Raw genomic sequence first — 16,465 nt, 5'->3', positions numbered from 1 at the left:
AAGGAGGCGCGCATCGTGACCGCAGAGACCTCGCAGACGCTGGACCGCGGCGTTCGTGTCCTCAAACTGCTGGCGGATTCGGAGCGCGGCCTGACCGTCACCGAGCTCGCCGCGCGACTCGCGGTCAACCGCACCGTCGTCTACCGCCTGCTGGCCACGCTGGAGCAGCACGGGCTGGTCCGCCGCGACATCGGCGGCCGCGCCCGCGTCGGACTCGGCGTGCTCCGCCTCTCGCACCGCGTCCACCCGCTGCTGCGCGAGGCCGCGCTGCCCGCGCTGCGGAGCCTGGCCGAGGATCTGGGGTCGACCGCGCACCTGACCCTGGTCGACGGGAACGAGGCGCTGGTCGTCGCCGTGGTCGAACCCAGCTGGACCGACTTCCACGTCGCCTACCGGACCGGCGTCCGCCACGGGCTGGACGACAACGCCGCAGGGCGCGCGATCGTCTCCGCGCGCGGTCTGCGGTACGGCACGCGACCGGATCCGGAGTTCGTCACCACCGTCCCGGAGGACCGCGGCGGTGTGGCGGGGGGCGCGGCAGCCCCGCTGCTCGGGCTCAGCGGGATCGAGGGCAGCGTCGGCGTCCTCCTCCTCGGCGAGACCATGCCGGAGCGCCTGGGCATCCGCGTCGTCGAGGCGGCGACCGAGGTCGCCGAAGCCCTGCGGTGACTCCGAACGGCGCCCGGTCCCGCCCGCGCGACGTGCCCCTTGGGGCTGCGGTTGTCCCGTCCGCCTAGAATTCCCGGGTGTCCCCTTATCTGAGCTGGCTCGCACCGCGTTGGTCGCGGCTCGCGCTCTGCGGTGCCTTCGTCGTCGCCCCGATCGTCGTCGCGACGACCGTGCACCTGCCCTATGCCGTGCTGGAGCCGGGGATCTCGGTGAACACCCTGGCCAGCTTCCAGGGGGCCGAGGTGATCACGATCACCGGCCATCCCACCCGGCAGACCGACGGCCAGCTCCGGATGGTCACCATCTCCGCCACCCTGCCGAACTACAGCCCGAGCCTGAGCGAGATCGCGCAGGCGTGGTTCGACCCGACCAAGGCCGTCGTGCCGCGCGGCGCGGTCTACGCGCCCGGACAGTCCGTCTCGCAGGTCAACGCGACCAACCAGCAGCAGATGAACCAGTCCCAGCAGGCGGCCACCATGGCGGCGCTGAACTACCTCGACCTCTCGCCGGACAAGGTCAAGGTCTCCCTCAAGCTGGCCGACGTCGGCGGTCCGAGCGCCGGGCTGATGTTCACCCTCGGGATCATCGACGAGCTCCACGGCAACGGCAGCGGCAAGCCCGGCGCGGCCGGTGATCTGACCGGTGGCCGCAACATCGCCGGGACCGGCGAGATCACCGACAGCGGCGACGTCGGCGCGGTCGGCGGCGTCGCGCTCAAGACGCACGCGGCGGCGGCCGACGGGGCGACCGTCTTCCTGGTGCCGACGAGCGAGTGCGGCGACGCGAAGGTCAACACGCCCAAGGGCATGCAGCTGATTCCGGTCAACACGCTGGACCAGGCGATCCAGTCGCTGGAGGCGCTGGAGACCGGCTCGGGCTCCGTTCCGCACTGCTGAGGCGGCGGTGAGGCGCCGCCACGGCAGCGGTAGGGCGCTGCCTGGTGGCAGGTGCTGCTCCAGAATGGAGATTGGTACGCAGTCTGCGCAGCTCGTGACCCCGGTAGGGGGGAGAGCTGTACAGCTTGCGCACCGTTGAGGGCCATGGTTGCGCAGCTCGTGGATCGGCGGGACGGTACGCGCATCGGGCCTCACCCACCGGAGGTGCACCACCATGAGCAGTCAGACCGATGTCTTCCCGGTCAAGGGAATGGACGCCGTCGTCTTCGCCGTCGGCAACGCCAAGCAGGCCGCGCACTACTACTCCACGGCGTTCGGGATGCGCCTGGTCGCGTACGCGGGCCCGGAGAACGGCGAGCGTGAGACGGCGAGCTACGTCCTGGAGTCGGGCGGCGCCCGTTTCGTGTTCACCTCCGTGATCAAGGAGACCAGCGAGCGCGGCAAGTTCCTGAACCGCCACGTCGCCGAGCACGGCGACGGCGTGATCGACCTCGCGATCGAGGTCCCGGACGCCCGCCACGCCTACGAGCACGCGGTCGCCCACGGCGCGACCGGCCTGGTCGAGCCGCACGAGCTGACCGACGAGCACGGCACCGTGGTGCTGGCGGCCATCGCCACCTACGGCGAGACCCGGCACACGCTGGTCGACCGCAGCCGCTACACCGGCCCGTACCTGCCGGGCTTCGTGGCCCGCGAGCCGATCGTGGCCGCCCCGGAGAAGCGTTTCTTCCAGGCCATCGACCACTGCGTGGGCAACGTCGAGCTCGGCAAGATGAACGAGTGGGTCGCCTTCTACAACAAGGTCATGGGCTTCACGAACATGAAGGAGTTCGTGGGCGACGACATCGCGACCGAGTACTCGGCGCTGATGTCGAAGGTCGTCGCGGACGGCACCCGCAAGGTGAAGTTCCCGCTGAACGAGCCGGCGATCGCGAAGAAGAAGTCGCAGATCGACGAGTACCTGGAGTTCTACGGCGGCCCCGGCGTGCAGCACATCGCGCTGGCGACGAACGACATCGTCGCGACGGTGCGGGCGATGCGCGCGGCGGGCGTCCAGTTCCTGGACACCCCGGACTCCTACTACGACACCCTCGGCGAGTGGGTCGGCGAGACGCGCGTCCCGCTGGACGAGCTGCGCGAGCTGAAGATCCTGGCGGACCGCGACGAGGACGGCTACCTGCTGCAGATCTTCACCAAGCCGGTCCAGGACCGGCCGACGGTGTTCTTCGAGATGATCGAGCGGCACGGCTCGATGGGCTTCGGCAAGGGCAACTTCAAGGCGCTCTTCCAGGCGATCGAGCGCGAGCAGGAGCTCCGCGGGAACCTGTAACAGGTGCTCTCGCAGGCAGTTGCACTACTTAGGGGCGCGAGGCTCTGCTGATATGCGGCTCCTCCCCCTGCCTTCGGCGGGGGGACCCCCAGCGTGGGCGCGACAAGCCGGGCCTGTGCTCCCGCAGGTAGTTGCAAACGTCAGGGGCGCGGGGAACTGCGCGACAAGCCACCCTGTGTGGTGTGTCGCCGAACGAGCAGGGCCATCCGCACAGGGTGGTTGCTCGCGCAGTTCCCCGCGCCCCTGGACGTTTGCCACGTCCCTCCGAGGTCGTCGTCAGGTGTGATCTGGCTCACCTTTTGGGCTATCTCCGCAGGTAGCTGACGGTCCGTCGAAATTACGGTTAGTCAGGTGACGAACCGTCTTCTTCTCGCTACCGCTGCCATCCTCGCCTGCGGTGGGTTGCTCGGTGCTGGTGCCGCGCCCACCGCGCCCGCGCCCACCGCGCCCGCGCCCACCGCACCCGCCGCGCCTGCCGCACCAGCCGCGGCCGGCGCGTCGGCCACCGCCGGGGATCCGTATCTGCCGCTTGCCGGCACCAGCGGGCTGCATGTGCGTCACTACGCACTGTCGCTCGCGTACGTTCCCAAGACCCAGCACCTCGAGGGCGACGCCGTCCTCTCCGCGACCGCCACGCAGGACCTGGGGGCCTTCGGGCTGGACCTGCTCGGGCTGGACGTGCGCCGGGTGGTCGTCGACGGCCAGCCGGTGAGCTGGAGCCGGAGTGGGCAGAAGCTGGAGGTCAGCCTCGGGCGCACCGTCGCCAAGGGCGCGGACTTCAGCATCGAGGTGACGTACGGCGGCAAGCCGACGCCGATCACCGACTCCGACGGTTCCCTCGACGGGTGGATCGCCGAGCCGGGGGAGCAGGGCGCGTTCGTCGCGGGGGAGCCGCAAGGGGCGATGACCTGGTTCCCCTGCAACTCGCATCCGATCGACAAGTCGACCTATGACGTCACGGTCACCGTTCCGGTGGGCTACACGGCCGTCTCCAACGGCGTGCTGCGCACCCAGCGCACGGCGAACGGCCGGAGCACCTTCGCCTGGCACGAGTCCGCGCCGATGGCCGCGTACCTGGCCACGGCCAGCGTCGGGCGGTTCGACGTGGACCAGTACTGGACCGATTCGAAGCTGCCCGTCTACGTCGCGGTCGACCCGCAGGAGGCCGACGACGCCTACCCGGTCCTGGACAAGCTGTCCGACGTGATCTCGTGGGAGGAGTCCCGGTTCGGGCCGTACCCGTTCGACGCCGCGGGGGCGATCGTCGCGCACGACAGCAAGATCGGCTATGCGTTGGAGACGCAGACCCGGCCGGTCTACGACGAGGCGCCCGACATCGACACCCTGGTCCACGAGACGGCGCACCAGTGGTTCGGCGACTCGGTGACCGTGACCCAGTGGAAGGACATCTGGCTCAACGAGGGGTTCGCCACCTACGCCGAGTGGATGTGGGACGCCGACCACGGCGGCAAGTCCACCAAGGCGCGCCTCGCCGCGCTCTACGCGCTGCCGGCCAACGACCCGCTCTGGGCTTACCCGGCAGGCAATCCGGGCGACCTCCAGCACCTCTTCGGTGAGCCCAGCTACGCCCGGGGTGCGATGACGCTGGAGGAGCTGCGCGAGGCGATCGGCGACACCGCGTTCTTCGCGATCCTGAAGCGCTGGACCTCCGATCACCGGCACGGACACGGCACGACGGCCGACTTCGAGGCGCTCAGCGCGTCCGTCTCCGGCAAGAACCTTGATTCTCTCTTCGCGACATGGCTGTACACGTCGGGCAAACCGGCGAAGATGTGAACGTGGAGAGCTGATTGGGGGCGCATGCCGCATGACTGATCTGCGCACGACGGATCTGGGCGTGACGGATCTGATCCACCGACTGCGCAAGGGCCTCCCCGAGGCCGCCGTCGTGGAGGACCCGGACGTCACGGCGTCCTACCGGACGGACATGGCGGGCTTCTGCGAGTCCGCCCTGCCCGCCTGCGTGGTCTTCCCGGAGACGGTCGAGCAGGTCCAGCACGTCATGCGGACCGCGTCCGAGCTGCACGTCCCCGTCGTGCCGCAGGGCGCGCGGACGGGGTTGTCGGGCGGAGCGAACACGGTCGCGGGCTGCGTCGCGCTGTCGCTGGTGAAGATGAACCGGATCCTGGAGCTCGACCCGGTCAACCGGATCGCGGTGGTCGAGCCCGGCGTGATCAACGCCGAGCTGTCGCGGGCGGCGGGGAGGCACGGGCTCAGCTATCCGCCGGACCCGTCCAGCTGGGAGTCGTGCACCGTCGGCGGCAACATCGGCACCGGCGCGGGCGGCCTCTGCTGCGTCAAGTACGGCGTGACGGCGGAGTACGTGCTGGGCCTGGACGTGGTGCTGGCGGACGGGCGGCTGCTGCGGACCGGTCGGCGCACCGCCAAGGGCGTCGCCGGGTACGACCTGACGCGTCTCTTCGTCGGCGCGGAGGGCACGTTGGGGGTGGTGGTCGGCGCGGTGCTGGCGCTGCGGCCCGCGCCGCCGCCGCAGCTGGTGCTGGCGGCGGAGTTCGCCTCGACGGACGAGGCGTGCCGGGCGGTGTGCGCGGTGATGGCAGCCGGGCACACGCCGTCGCTGATGGAGCTGATGGACACCACGACCGTCCGCGCGGTCAACGCGATGGCGCAGATGGGCCTGCCCGACTCGACGGCCGCGCTGCTGCTGGTCGGCTTCGACGGCCTGGATCCGGCCTCCGACCTGGCGGCCGTCGGCGAGCTGTGCCGGGAGGCGGGCGCGACCGAGGTGGTCCCGGCGGCGGACAGCGGTGAGTCCGAACTGCTGCTGGAGGCTCGCCGGTTGGCGCTGCCCGCGCTGGACCGGCTGGGGACGACGATGATCGACGACGTGGCGGTCCCGCGCTCCCGCCTGGGCGAGATGCTGGCGGGCGTGGACCGGATCGGGCGCGAGTTCGACCTGACCATCGGCGTCTGCGCGCACGCGGGCGACGGCAACACCCACCCGGTGGTCGTCTTCGACGCGAAGGACGAGGCGGAGACCGCGCGGGCGCGTGAGTCCTTCGACGCGATCATGGGCCTGGGGCTGAGCCTGGGCGGCACGATCACCGGCGAGCACGGCGTCGGCCTGCTCAAGAAGGAGTGGCTGGCCCGGGAGTTGGGCCCGGTCGGCCTGGAGGTGCAGCGGCAGCTCAAGGGGGTCTTCGACCCGTTGGGGATCATGAACCCGGGCAAGCTGTTCTGAGCCTGCTCGGCTGCGAGACGCAGCGCGGCTCAGCCGGGGCGCTGCCAGTCGGGGTAGGCGATGCGGGCGGTGATCTTGGCGATCCTGGCCGCCGACTGCTCGGGCGCGGCCAGCGGCTGCACGATGTGGCTGACCGTCAGCCGGACGATGGCCTCGACCGCGAGGCTCCGCGACTCCGCGTCGACCTCCGGCCAGGCGTCGGTGGCGTAGGCGTCGAGCATGGCGGTCGCGGTGTCGAAGACCGGTTCGCCGCGGGTGGTCAGATAGGTGAGCAGGTGCTCGTCCCCGCCGCGGGCTGATGTCATCACGGCCTTGATCAACGGGTTGTCCGCCGCGGCGCGCAGTACGAAGGTGACGCCCGCGGTGGCCGCCGCCTCCAGGCTCTCGCGGTGGGCGTCCAGTTCGGCGGCGATGCCGATCATGAAGCGTTCGGCCTCACGCTCCACCAGGGCGAGGCCTATGGCGTCCTTGGTGCCGAACTCGTTGTAGACGGTCTGCCGGCTCACCCCGGCGGCGCGGGCCACCCCGGCGATGCCGAGCTTGCCCCAACCCTCCGCCGCCACCTGCGCGTATGCGGCGTCGAGCACCTGCTCCCTGAGCAGGGACCGGACTTTGTGTCGGAATCGTGTCGCCATGGTGCGCCCACTCTAGGGGCTTTTCCCTCGAGGGATCTCGTGTCCGATCCATTGACACTCTCCTGGCTAAGTGTCTAACTACTGGACAGTCACATCGCCTGATGTCCACCCATGCCACACGAGGCTGCTGCACACGAGGCTGCTGTCACCGAGACCTGAAGGGGCGGAACCATGACCCTCGCCGACGCCACCGCGGGACAACCGCTGGAGGCGACCTGGACGGATCCCAAGCGCTACTACTGGTTGATGGGCCTGGTCATCCCGGCTTTCCCGTTCCTCGCCTGGGCCCTGGTGGGGGCGACGGGCTGGAGAGTCTTCTGGTGGTCCGGCGCGATCGTGCTCTACGGACTCTTCCCGTTCATCGACCACGTCATAGGCAAGGACTCGGTCAACCCACCGGACAGCGCGCTCGCCTGGCTCGAGCAGGACCGGTACTACCGCTGGTGCACCTTCCTCTACATTCCACTCCAGTACGGGGGGTTGGTGTTCGGCTGCGCCCTGATCGCCTCCGGCCGCCTCGACCTGGTCGCGCGGATCGGGATGACCATCACCCTCGGCGGCGTCTCCGGCATCGGCATCAACACCGCGCACGAACTCGGCCACAAGAAGGAGTCGGTGGAGCGCTGGCTCTCCAAGATCACGCTGGCGCAGACCTGCTACGGCCACTTCTTCATCGAGCACAACCGCGGCCACCACGTCCGCGTCGCCACCCCCGAGGACCCCGCCAGCGCGCGGCTGGGCGAGAGCTTCTGGCGCTTCCTGCCGCGCACCGTGTTCGGCAGCGCGCGCAACGCGTGGCGGCTGGAGGCAGCACGGTTGCGCCGACTCGACCGCAGTCCGTGGACGTTCCGCAACGACGTGCTCAACGCCTGGGCCATGTCGGTGGTGCTCTTCGCCGCGCTGGCGGTCGCGTTCGGGCCCGGCGTGCTGCCGTACCTCGTCGGGCAGGCGATCTTCGGCTTCTGCCTGCTGGAGGTCATCAACTACACCGAGCACTACGGCCTGCTGCGGCAGCGCCTCGACAGCGGCCGGCTCGAGCGGTGCGCGCCCAGGCACAGCTGGAACAGCGACAACGTCGCCTCCAACGTCTTCCTCTACCACCTGCAGCGGCACAGCGACCACCACGCCAACCCCACCCGCCGCTACCAGGCGCTGCGGCACTTCGAGGAGGCGCCCGAACTCCCCACCGGCTACGCGGGGATGATCGTGATGGCCTACTTCCCGCCCGTCTGGTTCCGGGTGATGGACCGTCGGGTGCTGGCGGCGTACCAGGGCGACGTGACCCGGGCCAACATCCAGCCGTCCAAGCGCGCCCGGCTGCTCGCCCGGTACGGAGCGGGCGCGGAGGGCGTCGCATGAGCAGCTACTGCTGCCCGGTCTGCGACTACGTCTACGACGAACGCACCGGGGCGCCACGTGAGGGATTCCCGGCCGGGACGCCGTGGAGTGCGATACCCGAGGACTGGCCCTGTCCCGACTGCGGGGTGCGGGAGAAGAGCGACTTCGAGGGCGAGGAGCAGGAAAGTGAGTGAGCCGATGCGGGTGTGGCAGTGTCTGGTCTGCGGGTTCGTCTACGACGAGGCGCAGGGTTGGCCGGACGAGGGCATCGAGCCCGGCACGCGCTGGGAGGACATCCCCGACGACTGGTCCTGCCCGGACTGCGGCGCGGCCAAGGCCGACTTCGAGATGACCGAGCTGTCCCGTGACTGAGCCCGGGGCGCAGCCGGTAACCGAGCCCGAGCTGCCAAACGGCCCGATCGTCGTCGTGGGCGCGGGAGTTGCCGGGGCGACCGCCGCGCTGACGCTGCGGGCGGAAGGGCACACCGGACCGATCACACTGGTCGGCGCCGAGTCCGAACACCCCTACCGGCGACCGCCGCTCTCCAAGGAGGTGCTGCTGGGCAGCCAGCCCACCGCACGCACGTTGCTGCGTCCGGTGGGCAGTTGGGAGGGACAGGGCGTCGACCTGGCGATCGGTCGCAGTGCCGTCGACCTGGACACGGAGGGACGCAAGCTCACCCTCGACGACGGCACCTGCCTGCCGTACGACCGGCTGCTCCTCGCCACCGGCAGCCGGCCCCGCCGACCCGCCTTCGCCTCGGCCGGACTGCCCGGCGTCCACGCGCTCCGCACGCTGGACGACGCCCGGCGACTGCGCGGTGCGCTGCAGGACGGCGGCCGGCTGCTGGTGATCGGAGCCGGGTTGATCGGATTGGAAGCCGCGGCCGCGGCCCGCGCGCTCGGCGTCGAGGTCACGGTCCTGGAGGCCGCGCCCAGCGCACTCGGCCGCACGCTGCCGACACCGGTCGCGGAGGCGGTGGTCGCCCTGCACGAGGCGAACGGCGTCACGGTGCGGACGGGTGTGGGCGTGACGAGCCTCGAACGTCGGCGAGTTGGCGGCACTGAGCGCCTTGTCGCCGGATGCGGTGACGGCGGCGAGCACGTCGCGGACGCCGTGCTGCTCGCTGTCGGGGCCGAGCCCGCGACGGAGTTGGCGGCGTCCGCCGGGCTGGCCGTCGACGACGGGATCGTCGTCGACGCGTACTGCGCCACCTCCGCGCCCGGCGTGTGGGCGGCAGGCGAGGTCACCCGGCGTCCCGACGCCTTCCTCGGGTGCGGCATCCGGGTCGAGCACTGGACCGACGCGCAGGACCACGGCGCGGCGGCGGCCCGCAACATGCTCGGCAGGCCGACCGCGTTCACGGCGCTGCCGTGGGCGTGGACGCAGCACTACGGCACCACCGTCCAGGTCTGCGGCTATCCGGCCGTCGCGGACGAAGGCCCGGACGGGGTCGCGATCGACGGCGACCTCCACGCGTTCGACTTCACGGCGCGGCTGACGCGCGCGGGCGAGTTGGTCGGCGCGGTCTGCGCGGGACGCCCGGCGGAGTTCCGCGCGCTGAGGGAGGAGGTGGGCGAGGCGACGCGGCCGGAACGGACGTAGCTCAGCTCGGAGCGGGGGCCTGCCACGTCTGCACCATCGGCGCGGTGCCGTTCCAGGTGACGTAGAAGATCGAGTCGACGGTGCTGCCGACGAAGTCCACCCGGAGCCACTGGTCGCCGGTGTAGACGTGCATGGACCAGCCGCTGTCGGGCGTCGCGGAGACGAGGCTGGCGGAGGTCGCACCCATGGCGACCACGATCCGGCCGCCGTTGGGGGTGAAGCTCTTCACTTCCCCCGAAGCCGTGGTGGTCGGCTCCGGCGAGGACGACGGCGAGGAGTGCGGGCGGCCCGACGGTGCGGCGGAGGGCGAGGAGGAGCGCTTGGCGCTCGGCGTCGGAGTGGGGGAGTGCCCCGCGGTGCCGAGGGCGGTGGGCAGCGGCGCGGGCGTCCGGGACCCGGCGCCGGTGACGGAGAGCGGCAGGGCGGACGGCTGCTGGTAACCGTCGTCGGCCAGCACGCTGTGGACGCCCAACCAGGAGACGCTCACCGCCGCGCCGGTGGCGACTGCCCACGCGCCCGCCTGTACCAGCTCTCTTCGCACCGGGTCAGTATGCCGCGCCCAGGGAAGCTCCGAGAGGCGGGTCCGGAGGTAGTTACGGAGACGGGTCGGGAGGTACAGGTCTGGACCTCCCATGGCGTAGCGTCACCGCCATGGCAACAGTGCTGGTGGTCGAGGACGATCCCTTTGTTCGGTCTGCCCTGATTCGTCACCTCTCCGACGCCGGTCACGCGGTCCGCAGTGTCGGTACCGCGCTGGAGGCCCTGCGTGAGGTCGCGCAGGTCGGCTGCGACCTGGTGATCCTCGACCTCGGCCTGCCGGACCTGGACGGCGGCGAAGCACTGAAGATGATCCGCGGCCTGACCGACACCCCGGTCATCATCTCCACCGCGCGCGACGAGGAGACCGAGATCATCCGCCTGCTCAACGACGGCGCGGACGACTACCTGGTCAAGCCGTTCTCCGCCGAGCACCTGACCGCGCGGATGGCCGCGGTGCTGCGGCGCGCGGGCTCCTCGGGCGGCGGCGGGAAGATCCTCCAGGCGGGCGGCCTCCGCATCGACCTGCAACGACGCGAGGCCGTCCTCGACGGCCGGGAGCTCGACCTGACCCGACGGGAGTTCGACCTGCTCGCCTACCTGGCGGGCCGGGTCGGTGTGGTCGTCCCCCGGCGCGAGCTGCTCGCCGAGGTCTGGCGCCAGCCGTACGGCACCGACCAGACCATCGACGTCCACCTGTCCTGGCTGCGCCGCAAGCTGGGGGAGACGGCGTCGCGCCCGCGCTACCTGCACACCGTGCGCGGCGTCGGGGTCCGCCTGGACGTCCCGGCGGACGTGGTGGATCAGCGATGAGATGGGCGCTGATCAAGGTCTGCGTCGCGGTCACCACCATGGTGGCGCTGGCCTTCCTGATCCCGCTCGGCCTGATGGTCCGTGAGACCGCACGCGAGCGCGCCTTCACCGCGGCCGAGCGGCAGGCGGCGACCGTGGGACCGGCGCTGGCCATCACCACCGACCAGAACGCGCTGCAACGCGCCCTGGCCAGCACGCAGGACGGCTCGGCCGGACTGATCGCGATCCACCTGCCGCGAGCGGCGGGCACGGGATTCACGCTGGTCGGCCGCGAACGGGCCGGCGAGGGCGCGATCGAGGCGGCAGCGGCGGACGGGCGCAGCGGCACGACAGGGGTCGACGGCGGCTACGCGTATCTGGAGCCGGTCGCGGTGAGCGACGGCAAGGTCGCGGTGATCGAGGTCTTCATCCCGGACGCGGAGCTGACCCGGGGCGTGACGTCGGCGTGGCTGGTGCTCAGCGGCGTCGCGGTGGCGCTGGTCGCGATCTCGGTCGCGGTCGCGGACCGGCTCGGCATGCGGATCGTCGGCTCCGCGCGACGCCTGGCCGGGGCGGCGCGCGAGCTGGGGACGGGCGACCTCGCCGTCCGCGTCCCGCAGGCCGACGACAGCCCGCCCGAACTGCGCGAGGCGGCCGAGGCGTTCAACGCGATGGCCGACCGCGTCGTCCACCTGCTGGCCGCCGAGCGGGAGTTGGCGGCGGACCTGTCCCATCGGCTGCGCACGCCGCTGACGGTGCTGCGGCTCAACGCCGCGTCCCTCGGCGAGGGCGACCCGGCCGACCAGACCCGCGCGGCGGTGGAGCAGTTGGAGCGCGAGGTCGACCAGATCATCCGCGCGGTGCGCGGTCGCGGGGGCCAGAGCGGTGGCAGCGCTCCGGCGGTGGGCAGCGGCGGTGTCTCCTGCGACGCGGCGGAGGTGATCCGGGAGCGGGTCGCGTTCTGGTCCGCGCTGGCCGAGGACGAGGCGCGCGACTGGCAGCTCGCAGGCGCGGAGGGAACGGTCCAGGTCCCGGTCGCCGCCTCGGAGTTGGGCGCGGCGCTGGACGTGATGCTGGGCAACGTCTTCCGGCACACGCCGGAGGGCACGGCCTTCGCGGTCGACGTGCACGGCACCGTGGACGGCGTCATCGTCCTCGTCTCCGACGCGGGCCCCGGCATCCCCGACCCCGCCGCGGCGATGCGTCGCGGCGGCGGCCCGGAACGCGACGGCTCGACCGGCCTCGGCCTCGACATCGTCCGCAGGGTCGCGGAGAGCACGGGCGGTGACGTGGCGCTGGGCCGCAGCGTGCTCGGCGGCGCGGAGGTCCGGGTTCGCCTCCTGCGGCGCGCCACGGTCCCACCCCCGCGCCGGAGCAGGCGCATCCGCGCGGGCAGGTAGTTGCAACCCCCAGGGGCGCGGGGAACTGCGCGAGCAACCACCCTGTGCGGATTGCCCTGCTCGATCAGGGACTCACCACCTCGGGTGGCTTGTCGCGCCCACGCGGCGGAGCCGCACATCAGCAGAGCCCCGCGCCCCTGGGGTGCAACTAGCTGCGGCAGCACAAGTGGAATTGCCTCACTTCCTTAAGCCCGCCCTAAGCCCGTACTACCGCCGCCTCAGAGGCCCCGATCCCTCCCCGGCAAGGGGCTAGCGTCGCGGACGTCGGATCGCGCGGCGGTGACGGGGCACCGCCGCGCGATCGGTTGATCCCACCGCACCGGAGGTACTCCGCATGACGAACCACGCCCGCCGATCCCGTCGTCGTCCGCGCCGCAGCGCGGTGCTCGGGGCGTCCGCCGTAGGCGTCGCGTTGATGGCCGGAGGTGCGGTCGCGCTGGCCTCGGGGGCCAACGCGGCCACTGTCGGCGCGGTCTACTCGACGACCAGCAACTGGGGCAGCGGTTACAGCGCCCAGTACGACGTCAGCAACCCGACCGGCAGCACCATCAGCAACTGGTCGCTGACCTTCGACCTCCCCGCGGGGGCGAGCATCAGCTCGCTCTGGAACGCCACCTACACCGCGAGCGGCGGTCACGTCACCGTCAAGCCCGACAGCTGGGACAGCACCCTCGCGTCCAACCAGCACGCCGTGGTCGGATTCGTCGTCAACGGCTCGGGAGCGCCCACCAACTGCACCATCAACGGCGCCGACTGCTCCGCCGGGTCCGCGCCGACGCCGTCCGGGCAGCCGACGACCGGCAAGCCCACCCCCGCGCCCACCCCGACGGCCAGCGCCAGCGCGAGCGCGAGCCGCACCCCCACCCCCACGCCGTCCAGCGCCTCGCCGACCCCGTCGGCGTCCAGCACCGGATCGGCCTCCGGGGCCGGCTTCTCGCCGTACATCGACACGTCGCTCTACCCTGCCTACGACATGGTCGCCACGGCCAAGGCGACCGGGGTGAAGAACTTCAACCTCGCGTTCATCGTCGACGGCGGCAGCTGCACGCCGATGTGGGGCGGCGTCACCGCGCTGACCAACGACGGCGTGCCGGGGCAGATAGCCGCGCTGCGCGCGATGGGCGGTGACGTGCGGGTCTCCTTCGGCGGGGCCAACGGCACCGAGCTGGCTGACTCCTGCGGCAGCGTCAGCGCGCTGACCGCCGCGTACCAGAAGGTGATCGACGCCTACGGTCTGACGAAGATCGACTTCGACGTCGAGGGCGCGGCGGCGAGCGACACCGCCGGCATCTCGCTGCGCGACCAGGCCATCGCCCAGCTCCAGGCGAACGCGAAGGCCAAGGGCAAGACGCTCGACGTCTCCTTCACACTGCCGGTGCTGCCCTCCGGTCTCGTGCAGTCCGGGACGGACCTGCTGACCAACGCCAAGACCGCCGGGGTCGACGTCTCGGCCGTCAACGTGATGGCGATGGACTACGGCGACTACGCCGCCCCGAGCCCCAGCGGCAAGATGGGCCAGTACGCGATCGACGCCGCCACCGCGACCGAGGCCCAGCTGAAGTCGATCTTCGGCTGGAGCGACGCCACCGCCTGGCAGCACGTCGCGGTCACCCCGATGATCGGCGTGAACGACACCAGCGACGAGGTCTTCACCACCGCGGACGCCACTCAGTTGGCCCAGTTCGCCACCACCGAGCACCTCGGCTGGCTGTCGATGTGGTCCGCGGCTCGTGATGCCGAGTGTTCGGGTGGTGCACAGACGTACGCCTCGCCGACCTGCAGCAGCATCGTGCAGTCGCCGCTCGCCTTCACCAAGGCGTTCGGGGCGTACGCGGGCTGACCTGCGGATCCTCGGGCCGGTCGGGCACCGGCCGAGGGCAGGTTGACGCAGGGGCGGCAAGCCGGTCGGGTGATCTGACCGGTTTGCCGCCTCTGCCATGCTCGCGCATACTCACGCCCGGTTCATGGGCTACTGTCACGCAAGGTAGGTGACAAGGGGTGAGTGCGTGACGAGCGTCAGACGGGGAACCGGTGGTGTCCGCGAGGCCGTGTCGGCGGCCAGGGAGGCACTGCGCGAGGCGCCTCCGCGCATCACACGGAACGCGGCCCTCGCCGCGCTCGGCTCGCTGCTGCTCTACGTGGTGATCCGGCACCTGGCCCACGTCTCGATGATCGACGCGCGGGTCTACCAGGCCGAGGGCGCGGCGGTCGTGCACGGACGCGACCTCTACCAGCTGCGGGTCGGACCGGCGACGCTGCCCGCGACCTATCCGCCGTTCGCGGCGATGCTGTTCACGCCGGTGTCCTGGCTCTCGATCCCGGCGCTGCGGATCGTCGTCACGCTGATCAACCTCGGGCAGCTCGCGGTGGTCGCGGTGCTCTGCTGCCGCTTCGCGGGCTGGCCGAGCCGGGCGCTGCGCCCGGCGGCGGTGCTGCTGATCACCGGGTTCGGGGTCTGGCTGGAGCCGGTGTGGACGACGCTGCGCTACGGGCAGATCAACCTGCTGATCCTGGGGCTGATCCTGTTCGACGTGGCGCTGCCGGACAGCCGCCGCTACAAGGGCGTCGCCATCGGGCTCGCGGCCGGGCTCAAGGTGACACCCGGACTCTTCATCGTCTACCTGCTGCTGACGCGCCGTTTCCGGGCGGCGGGGACGGCGGTCGCGTCCTTCGCGGGCACGGTGCTGCTCGGGGCGGCCGTGCTGCCGCACGCGGCCTGGACCTTCTGGACCAAGGACCTCTACGTCACCAGCCGGGTCGGCAAGGAATGGATTGTCGACAACCAGTCGCTGCGCGGCCTGCTCGACCGGCTCGAACTCACCATGCACAGCGGGAGCGTGACGCTGGTGCTGGTCGCCGCCGTCGCCGTGGGCGGACTGGCGGTGTCCGTGCTGCTGGACCGCAGGTGCCGTCGGCTGCCGCGCAACCGGGCCTGGTCGGTGCTCACCTGCGCCGTCACCATGCTGCTGATCTCGCCGATCAGCTGGACGCACCACTGGGTCTGGTGCCTGCCGCTGATGGTCCTGCTCGGCGCGGAGGTGTCGGCGGAGCGCGCCAGGCAGCGTCGCGGCGTCGCGGCGCCCGGATTCGCCGGACGGCAGTGGCGGGTGCTGCTGTGGGTCACCGGCTTCGTCTTCTGCTGCTACGCGATGTGGCTGGTGCCGCACGGAAAGCTGACGACGCTCAGCCTGCCGTTCTACCTGCGGCCGGTGGTGTCGCTCTACCCGCTGTACGGGCTGGCGTTCCTGGTGCTGATGGCAGAGCGCGTCCGCCGCGCGCTGCGGCGCAGCGGCGGTTTCGCCTCGGTGTGGGAGCTGTGGGGGTCGTCGGACTCGCGGGTCGGCAGTGGCGGCGCGGACAGTCGCGACAGGCTGGAGCGCTCCACGTCGTCGTCGGCCGTGGAGCGCTAGGCGGATGGAACGGGGTCTGCCGAGCAGGGGCCAGGTGACCTGGGCCTAAGTGACCTGGCCGGGCTGCCGCACGCAGCGCGGGTCGAGGGTTCACGCGCTTCCCAGCAGGTCGGCCAGGGCGCCGTCCACGTCGAGGGCTGCCTCCTCGGTCCCGGTCGGGACCAGCCGCAGGGTGCGCTCCAGCCACGCCGCCACCGGGGCGGTGGGCGCCTCCAGCAGCGCGTCACCCGCCGGGGAGCTGAGTGCCATGCAGATCAGGTTGCGCCCGTCGGCCCGGGTCGGCCAGATCCGCACGTCGCCCTGGCCGCAGGCGCGGAAGACGCCCTCGACCAGCAGCTCGCGGGCGAATACCCAGGTCACCGGGCAGTCCTGGCCGAGGTGGAAGGTCATGTGGACGGCGTAGGGGTCGTCCGCGCAGTACATCAGCAGCGCGGGGACGGGCACGCCGCGCTCGGGGGAGAGCACCAGTTGGACCGTCACCTCCTGCTGCACGCACGCGTGCGTCCGCTCGTTGCTGTGCTCGTTGCTGTGGTCGGCGGCCATGGTGCGCTCCTTCGGGTCCGCTCGGCTGGTGCCGAGATGCGTGACGTCGCCGGTGTCGGCGGCGTTCACAAGGGGAGAGAGCGCTC

At 71.5% G+C, this 16,465-nt stretch carries 16 protein-coding genes; 13 read left to right on the top strand and 3 right to left on the bottom strand.

The window, feature by feature from the left end; all coding sequences use genetic code 11:
* Window positions 1-15: 15 nt before the first annotated feature.
* The 5 genes from I2501_RS30980 (at window position 16) to I2501_RS30960 (ending at window position 6,118) form a co-directional block, all read left to right on the top strand.
* Complete coding sequence (locus tag I2501_RS30980) at window positions 16-669, top strand: IclR family transcriptional regulator (RefSeq protein ID WP_196197619.1); 654 nt, start codon at window positions 16-18, stop codon at window positions 667-669.
* Window positions 670-746: 77 nt separating this feature from the next.
* Complete coding sequence (locus I2501_RS30975) at window positions 747-1,565, top strand: S16 family serine protease (protein WP_328806767.1); 819 nt, start codon at window positions 747-749, stop codon at window positions 1,563-1,565.
* 214 nt (window positions 1,566-1,779) lie between these two features.
* Window positions 1,780-2,895, top strand: coding sequence for a 4-hydroxyphenylpyruvate dioxygenase (gene hppD / locus I2501_RS30970; RefSeq protein WP_196197618.1), 1,116 nt, complete (start codon window positions 1,780-1,782; stop codon window positions 2,893-2,895).
* Between the two features lie 402 nt (window positions 2,896-3,297).
* Window positions 3,298-4,692, top strand: a complete 1,395-nt coding sequence (locus I2501_RS30965; protein ID WP_215910168.1) for a M1 family metallopeptidase — start codon at window positions 3,298-3,300, stop codon at window positions 4,690-4,692.
* Between the two features lie 31 nt (window positions 4,693-4,723).
* Window positions 4,724-6,118, top strand: coding sequence for an FAD-binding oxidoreductase (locus tag I2501_RS30960; RefSeq protein ID WP_196197616.1), 1,395 nt, complete (start codon window positions 4,724-4,726; stop codon window positions 6,116-6,118).
* A gap of 29 nt (window positions 6,119-6,147) precedes the next feature.
* Here I2501_RS30960 and I2501_RS30955 read toward each other — a convergent pair whose 3' ends face one another.
* Complete coding sequence (locus I2501_RS30955; RefSeq protein WP_328806766.1) at window positions 6,148-6,705, bottom strand: TetR family transcriptional regulator; 558 nt, start codon at window positions 6,703-6,705, stop codon at window positions 6,148-6,150.
* A gap of 219 nt (window positions 6,706-6,924) precedes the next feature.
* On the opposite strand from I2501_RS30955, the gene I2501_RS30950 reads away from it, so the two are divergent.
* From I2501_RS30950 to I2501_RS30935, 4 genes are read left to right on the top strand one after another with little or no spacing between them, the layout of a single operon-like run.
* A complete protein-coding gene (locus I2501_RS30950) occupies window positions 6,925-8,112 on the top strand; it encodes an alkane 1-monooxygenase (protein WP_196197614.1) in 1,188 nt (395 codons plus the stop codon).
* Complete coding sequence (locus I2501_RS30945; RefSeq protein WP_196197613.1) at window positions 8,109-8,285, top strand: rubredoxin; 177 nt, start codon at window positions 8,109-8,111, stop codon at window positions 8,283-8,285. Before I2501_RS30950 ends, I2501_RS30945 begins: the two co-directional genes overlap by 4 nt.
* A complete protein-coding gene (locus tag I2501_RS30940) occupies window positions 8,278-8,463 on the top strand; it encodes a rubredoxin (RefSeq protein ID WP_456243085.1) in 186 nt (61 codons plus the stop codon). The genes I2501_RS30945 and I2501_RS30940 overlap by 8 nt, the downstream gene beginning before the upstream one ends.
* Window positions 8,456-9,697, top strand: coding sequence for an NAD(P)/FAD-dependent oxidoreductase (locus I2501_RS30935; protein WP_196197612.1), 1,242 nt, complete (start codon window positions 8,456-8,458; stop codon window positions 9,695-9,697). The genes I2501_RS30940 and I2501_RS30935 overlap by 8 nt, the downstream gene beginning before the upstream one ends.
* A 1-nt stretch (window position 9,698) precedes the next feature.
* Here the strand turns inward: I2501_RS30935 and I2501_RS30930 are convergent, their stop codons facing one another.
* Complete coding sequence (locus I2501_RS30930; RefSeq protein ID WP_196197611.1) at window positions 9,699-10,238, bottom strand: hypothetical protein; 540 nt, start codon at window positions 10,236-10,238, stop codon at window positions 9,699-9,701.
* A 110-nt stretch (window positions 10,239-10,348) separates the two neighbouring features.
* Between I2501_RS30930 and I2501_RS30925 the strand changes: the two genes are divergently transcribed.
* From I2501_RS30925 to I2501_RS30910, 4 genes are all read left to right on the top strand, one after another.
* Window positions 10,349-11,047: a response regulator transcription factor gene (locus I2501_RS30925; RefSeq protein ID WP_196197610.1), complete on the top strand. Its 699-nt coding sequence runs from the start codon at window positions 10,349-10,351 to the stop codon at window positions 11,045-11,047.
* Window positions 11,044-12,426, top strand: coding sequence for a sensor histidine kinase (locus I2501_RS30920; protein WP_196197609.1), 1,383 nt, complete (start codon window positions 11,044-11,046; stop codon window positions 12,424-12,426). Before I2501_RS30925 ends, I2501_RS30920 begins: the two co-directional genes overlap by 4 nt.
* A 334-nt stretch (window positions 12,427-12,760) precedes the next feature.
* The gene (locus I2501_RS30915; RefSeq protein WP_196197608.1) at window positions 12,761-14,266 is read left to right on the top strand and encodes a glycoside hydrolase family 18 protein; all 1,506 of its coding nucleotides are present in this window, start codon (window positions 12,761-12,763) and stop codon (window positions 14,264-14,266) included.
* A 166-nt stretch (window positions 14,267-14,432) separates the two neighbouring features.
* Window positions 14,433-15,836: a glycosyltransferase 87 family protein gene (locus I2501_RS30910; protein ID WP_196197607.1), complete on the top strand. Its 1,404-nt coding sequence runs from the start codon at window positions 14,433-14,435 to the stop codon at window positions 15,834-15,836.
* A 90-nt stretch (window positions 15,837-15,926) separates the two neighbouring features.
* On the opposite strand, the gene I2501_RS30905 is transcribed toward I2501_RS30910, so the two are convergent.
* Window positions 15,927-16,379 carry an SsgA family sporulation/cell division regulator gene (locus I2501_RS30905; protein ID WP_196197680.1) on the bottom strand — a complete coding sequence of 151 codons (453 nt, stop codon included), beginning with the start codon at window positions 16,377-16,379 and terminating at the stop codon, window positions 15,927-15,929.
* Between the last annotated feature and the right edge of the window lie 86 nt (window positions 16,380-16,465).

The sequence above is a fragment of the Streptacidiphilus fuscans genome (assembly GCF_015690355.1).
In the GTDB taxonomy this organism is placed as follows: Bacteria; Actinomycetota; Actinomycetes; order Streptomycetales; family Streptomycetaceae; genus Streptacidiphilus; species Streptacidiphilus fuscans.
The sequence above is the reverse complement of the archived record's forward strand: the minus strand, read 5'-3'. Positions and strand labels throughout refer to the sequence as shown.

Coding starts and splice junctions, on each gene's coding strand:
- hppD (WP_196197618.1), top strand. CDS start 1,780: ATGAGCAGTCAGACCGATGTCTTCCCGGTCAAGGGAATGGACGCCGTC.
- I2501_RS30960 (WP_196197616.1), top strand. CDS start 4,724: ATGACTGATCTGCGCACGACGGATCTGGGCGTGACGGATCTGATCCAC.
- I2501_RS30950 (WP_196197614.1), top strand. CDS start 6,925: ATGACCCTCGCCGACGCCACCGCGGGACAACCGCTGGAGGCGACCTGG.
- I2501_RS30945 (WP_196197613.1), top strand. CDS start 8,109: ATGAGCAGCTACTGCTGCCCGGTCTGCGACTACGTCTACGACGAACGC.
- I2501_RS30925 (WP_196197610.1), top strand. CDS start 10,349: ATGGCAACAGTGCTGGTGGTCGAGGACGATCCCTTTGTTCGGTCTGCC.
- I2501_RS30920 (WP_196197609.1), top strand. CDS start 11,044: ATGAGATGGGCGCTGATCAAGGTCTGCGTCGCGGTCACCACCATGGTG.
- I2501_RS30915 (WP_196197608.1), top strand. CDS start 12,761: ATGACGAACCACGCCCGCCGATCCCGTCGTCGTCCGCGCCGCAGCGCG.
- I2501_RS30905 (WP_196197680.1), bottom strand. CDS start 16,379: ATGGCCGCCGACCACAGCAACGAGCACAGCAACGAGCGGACGCACGCG.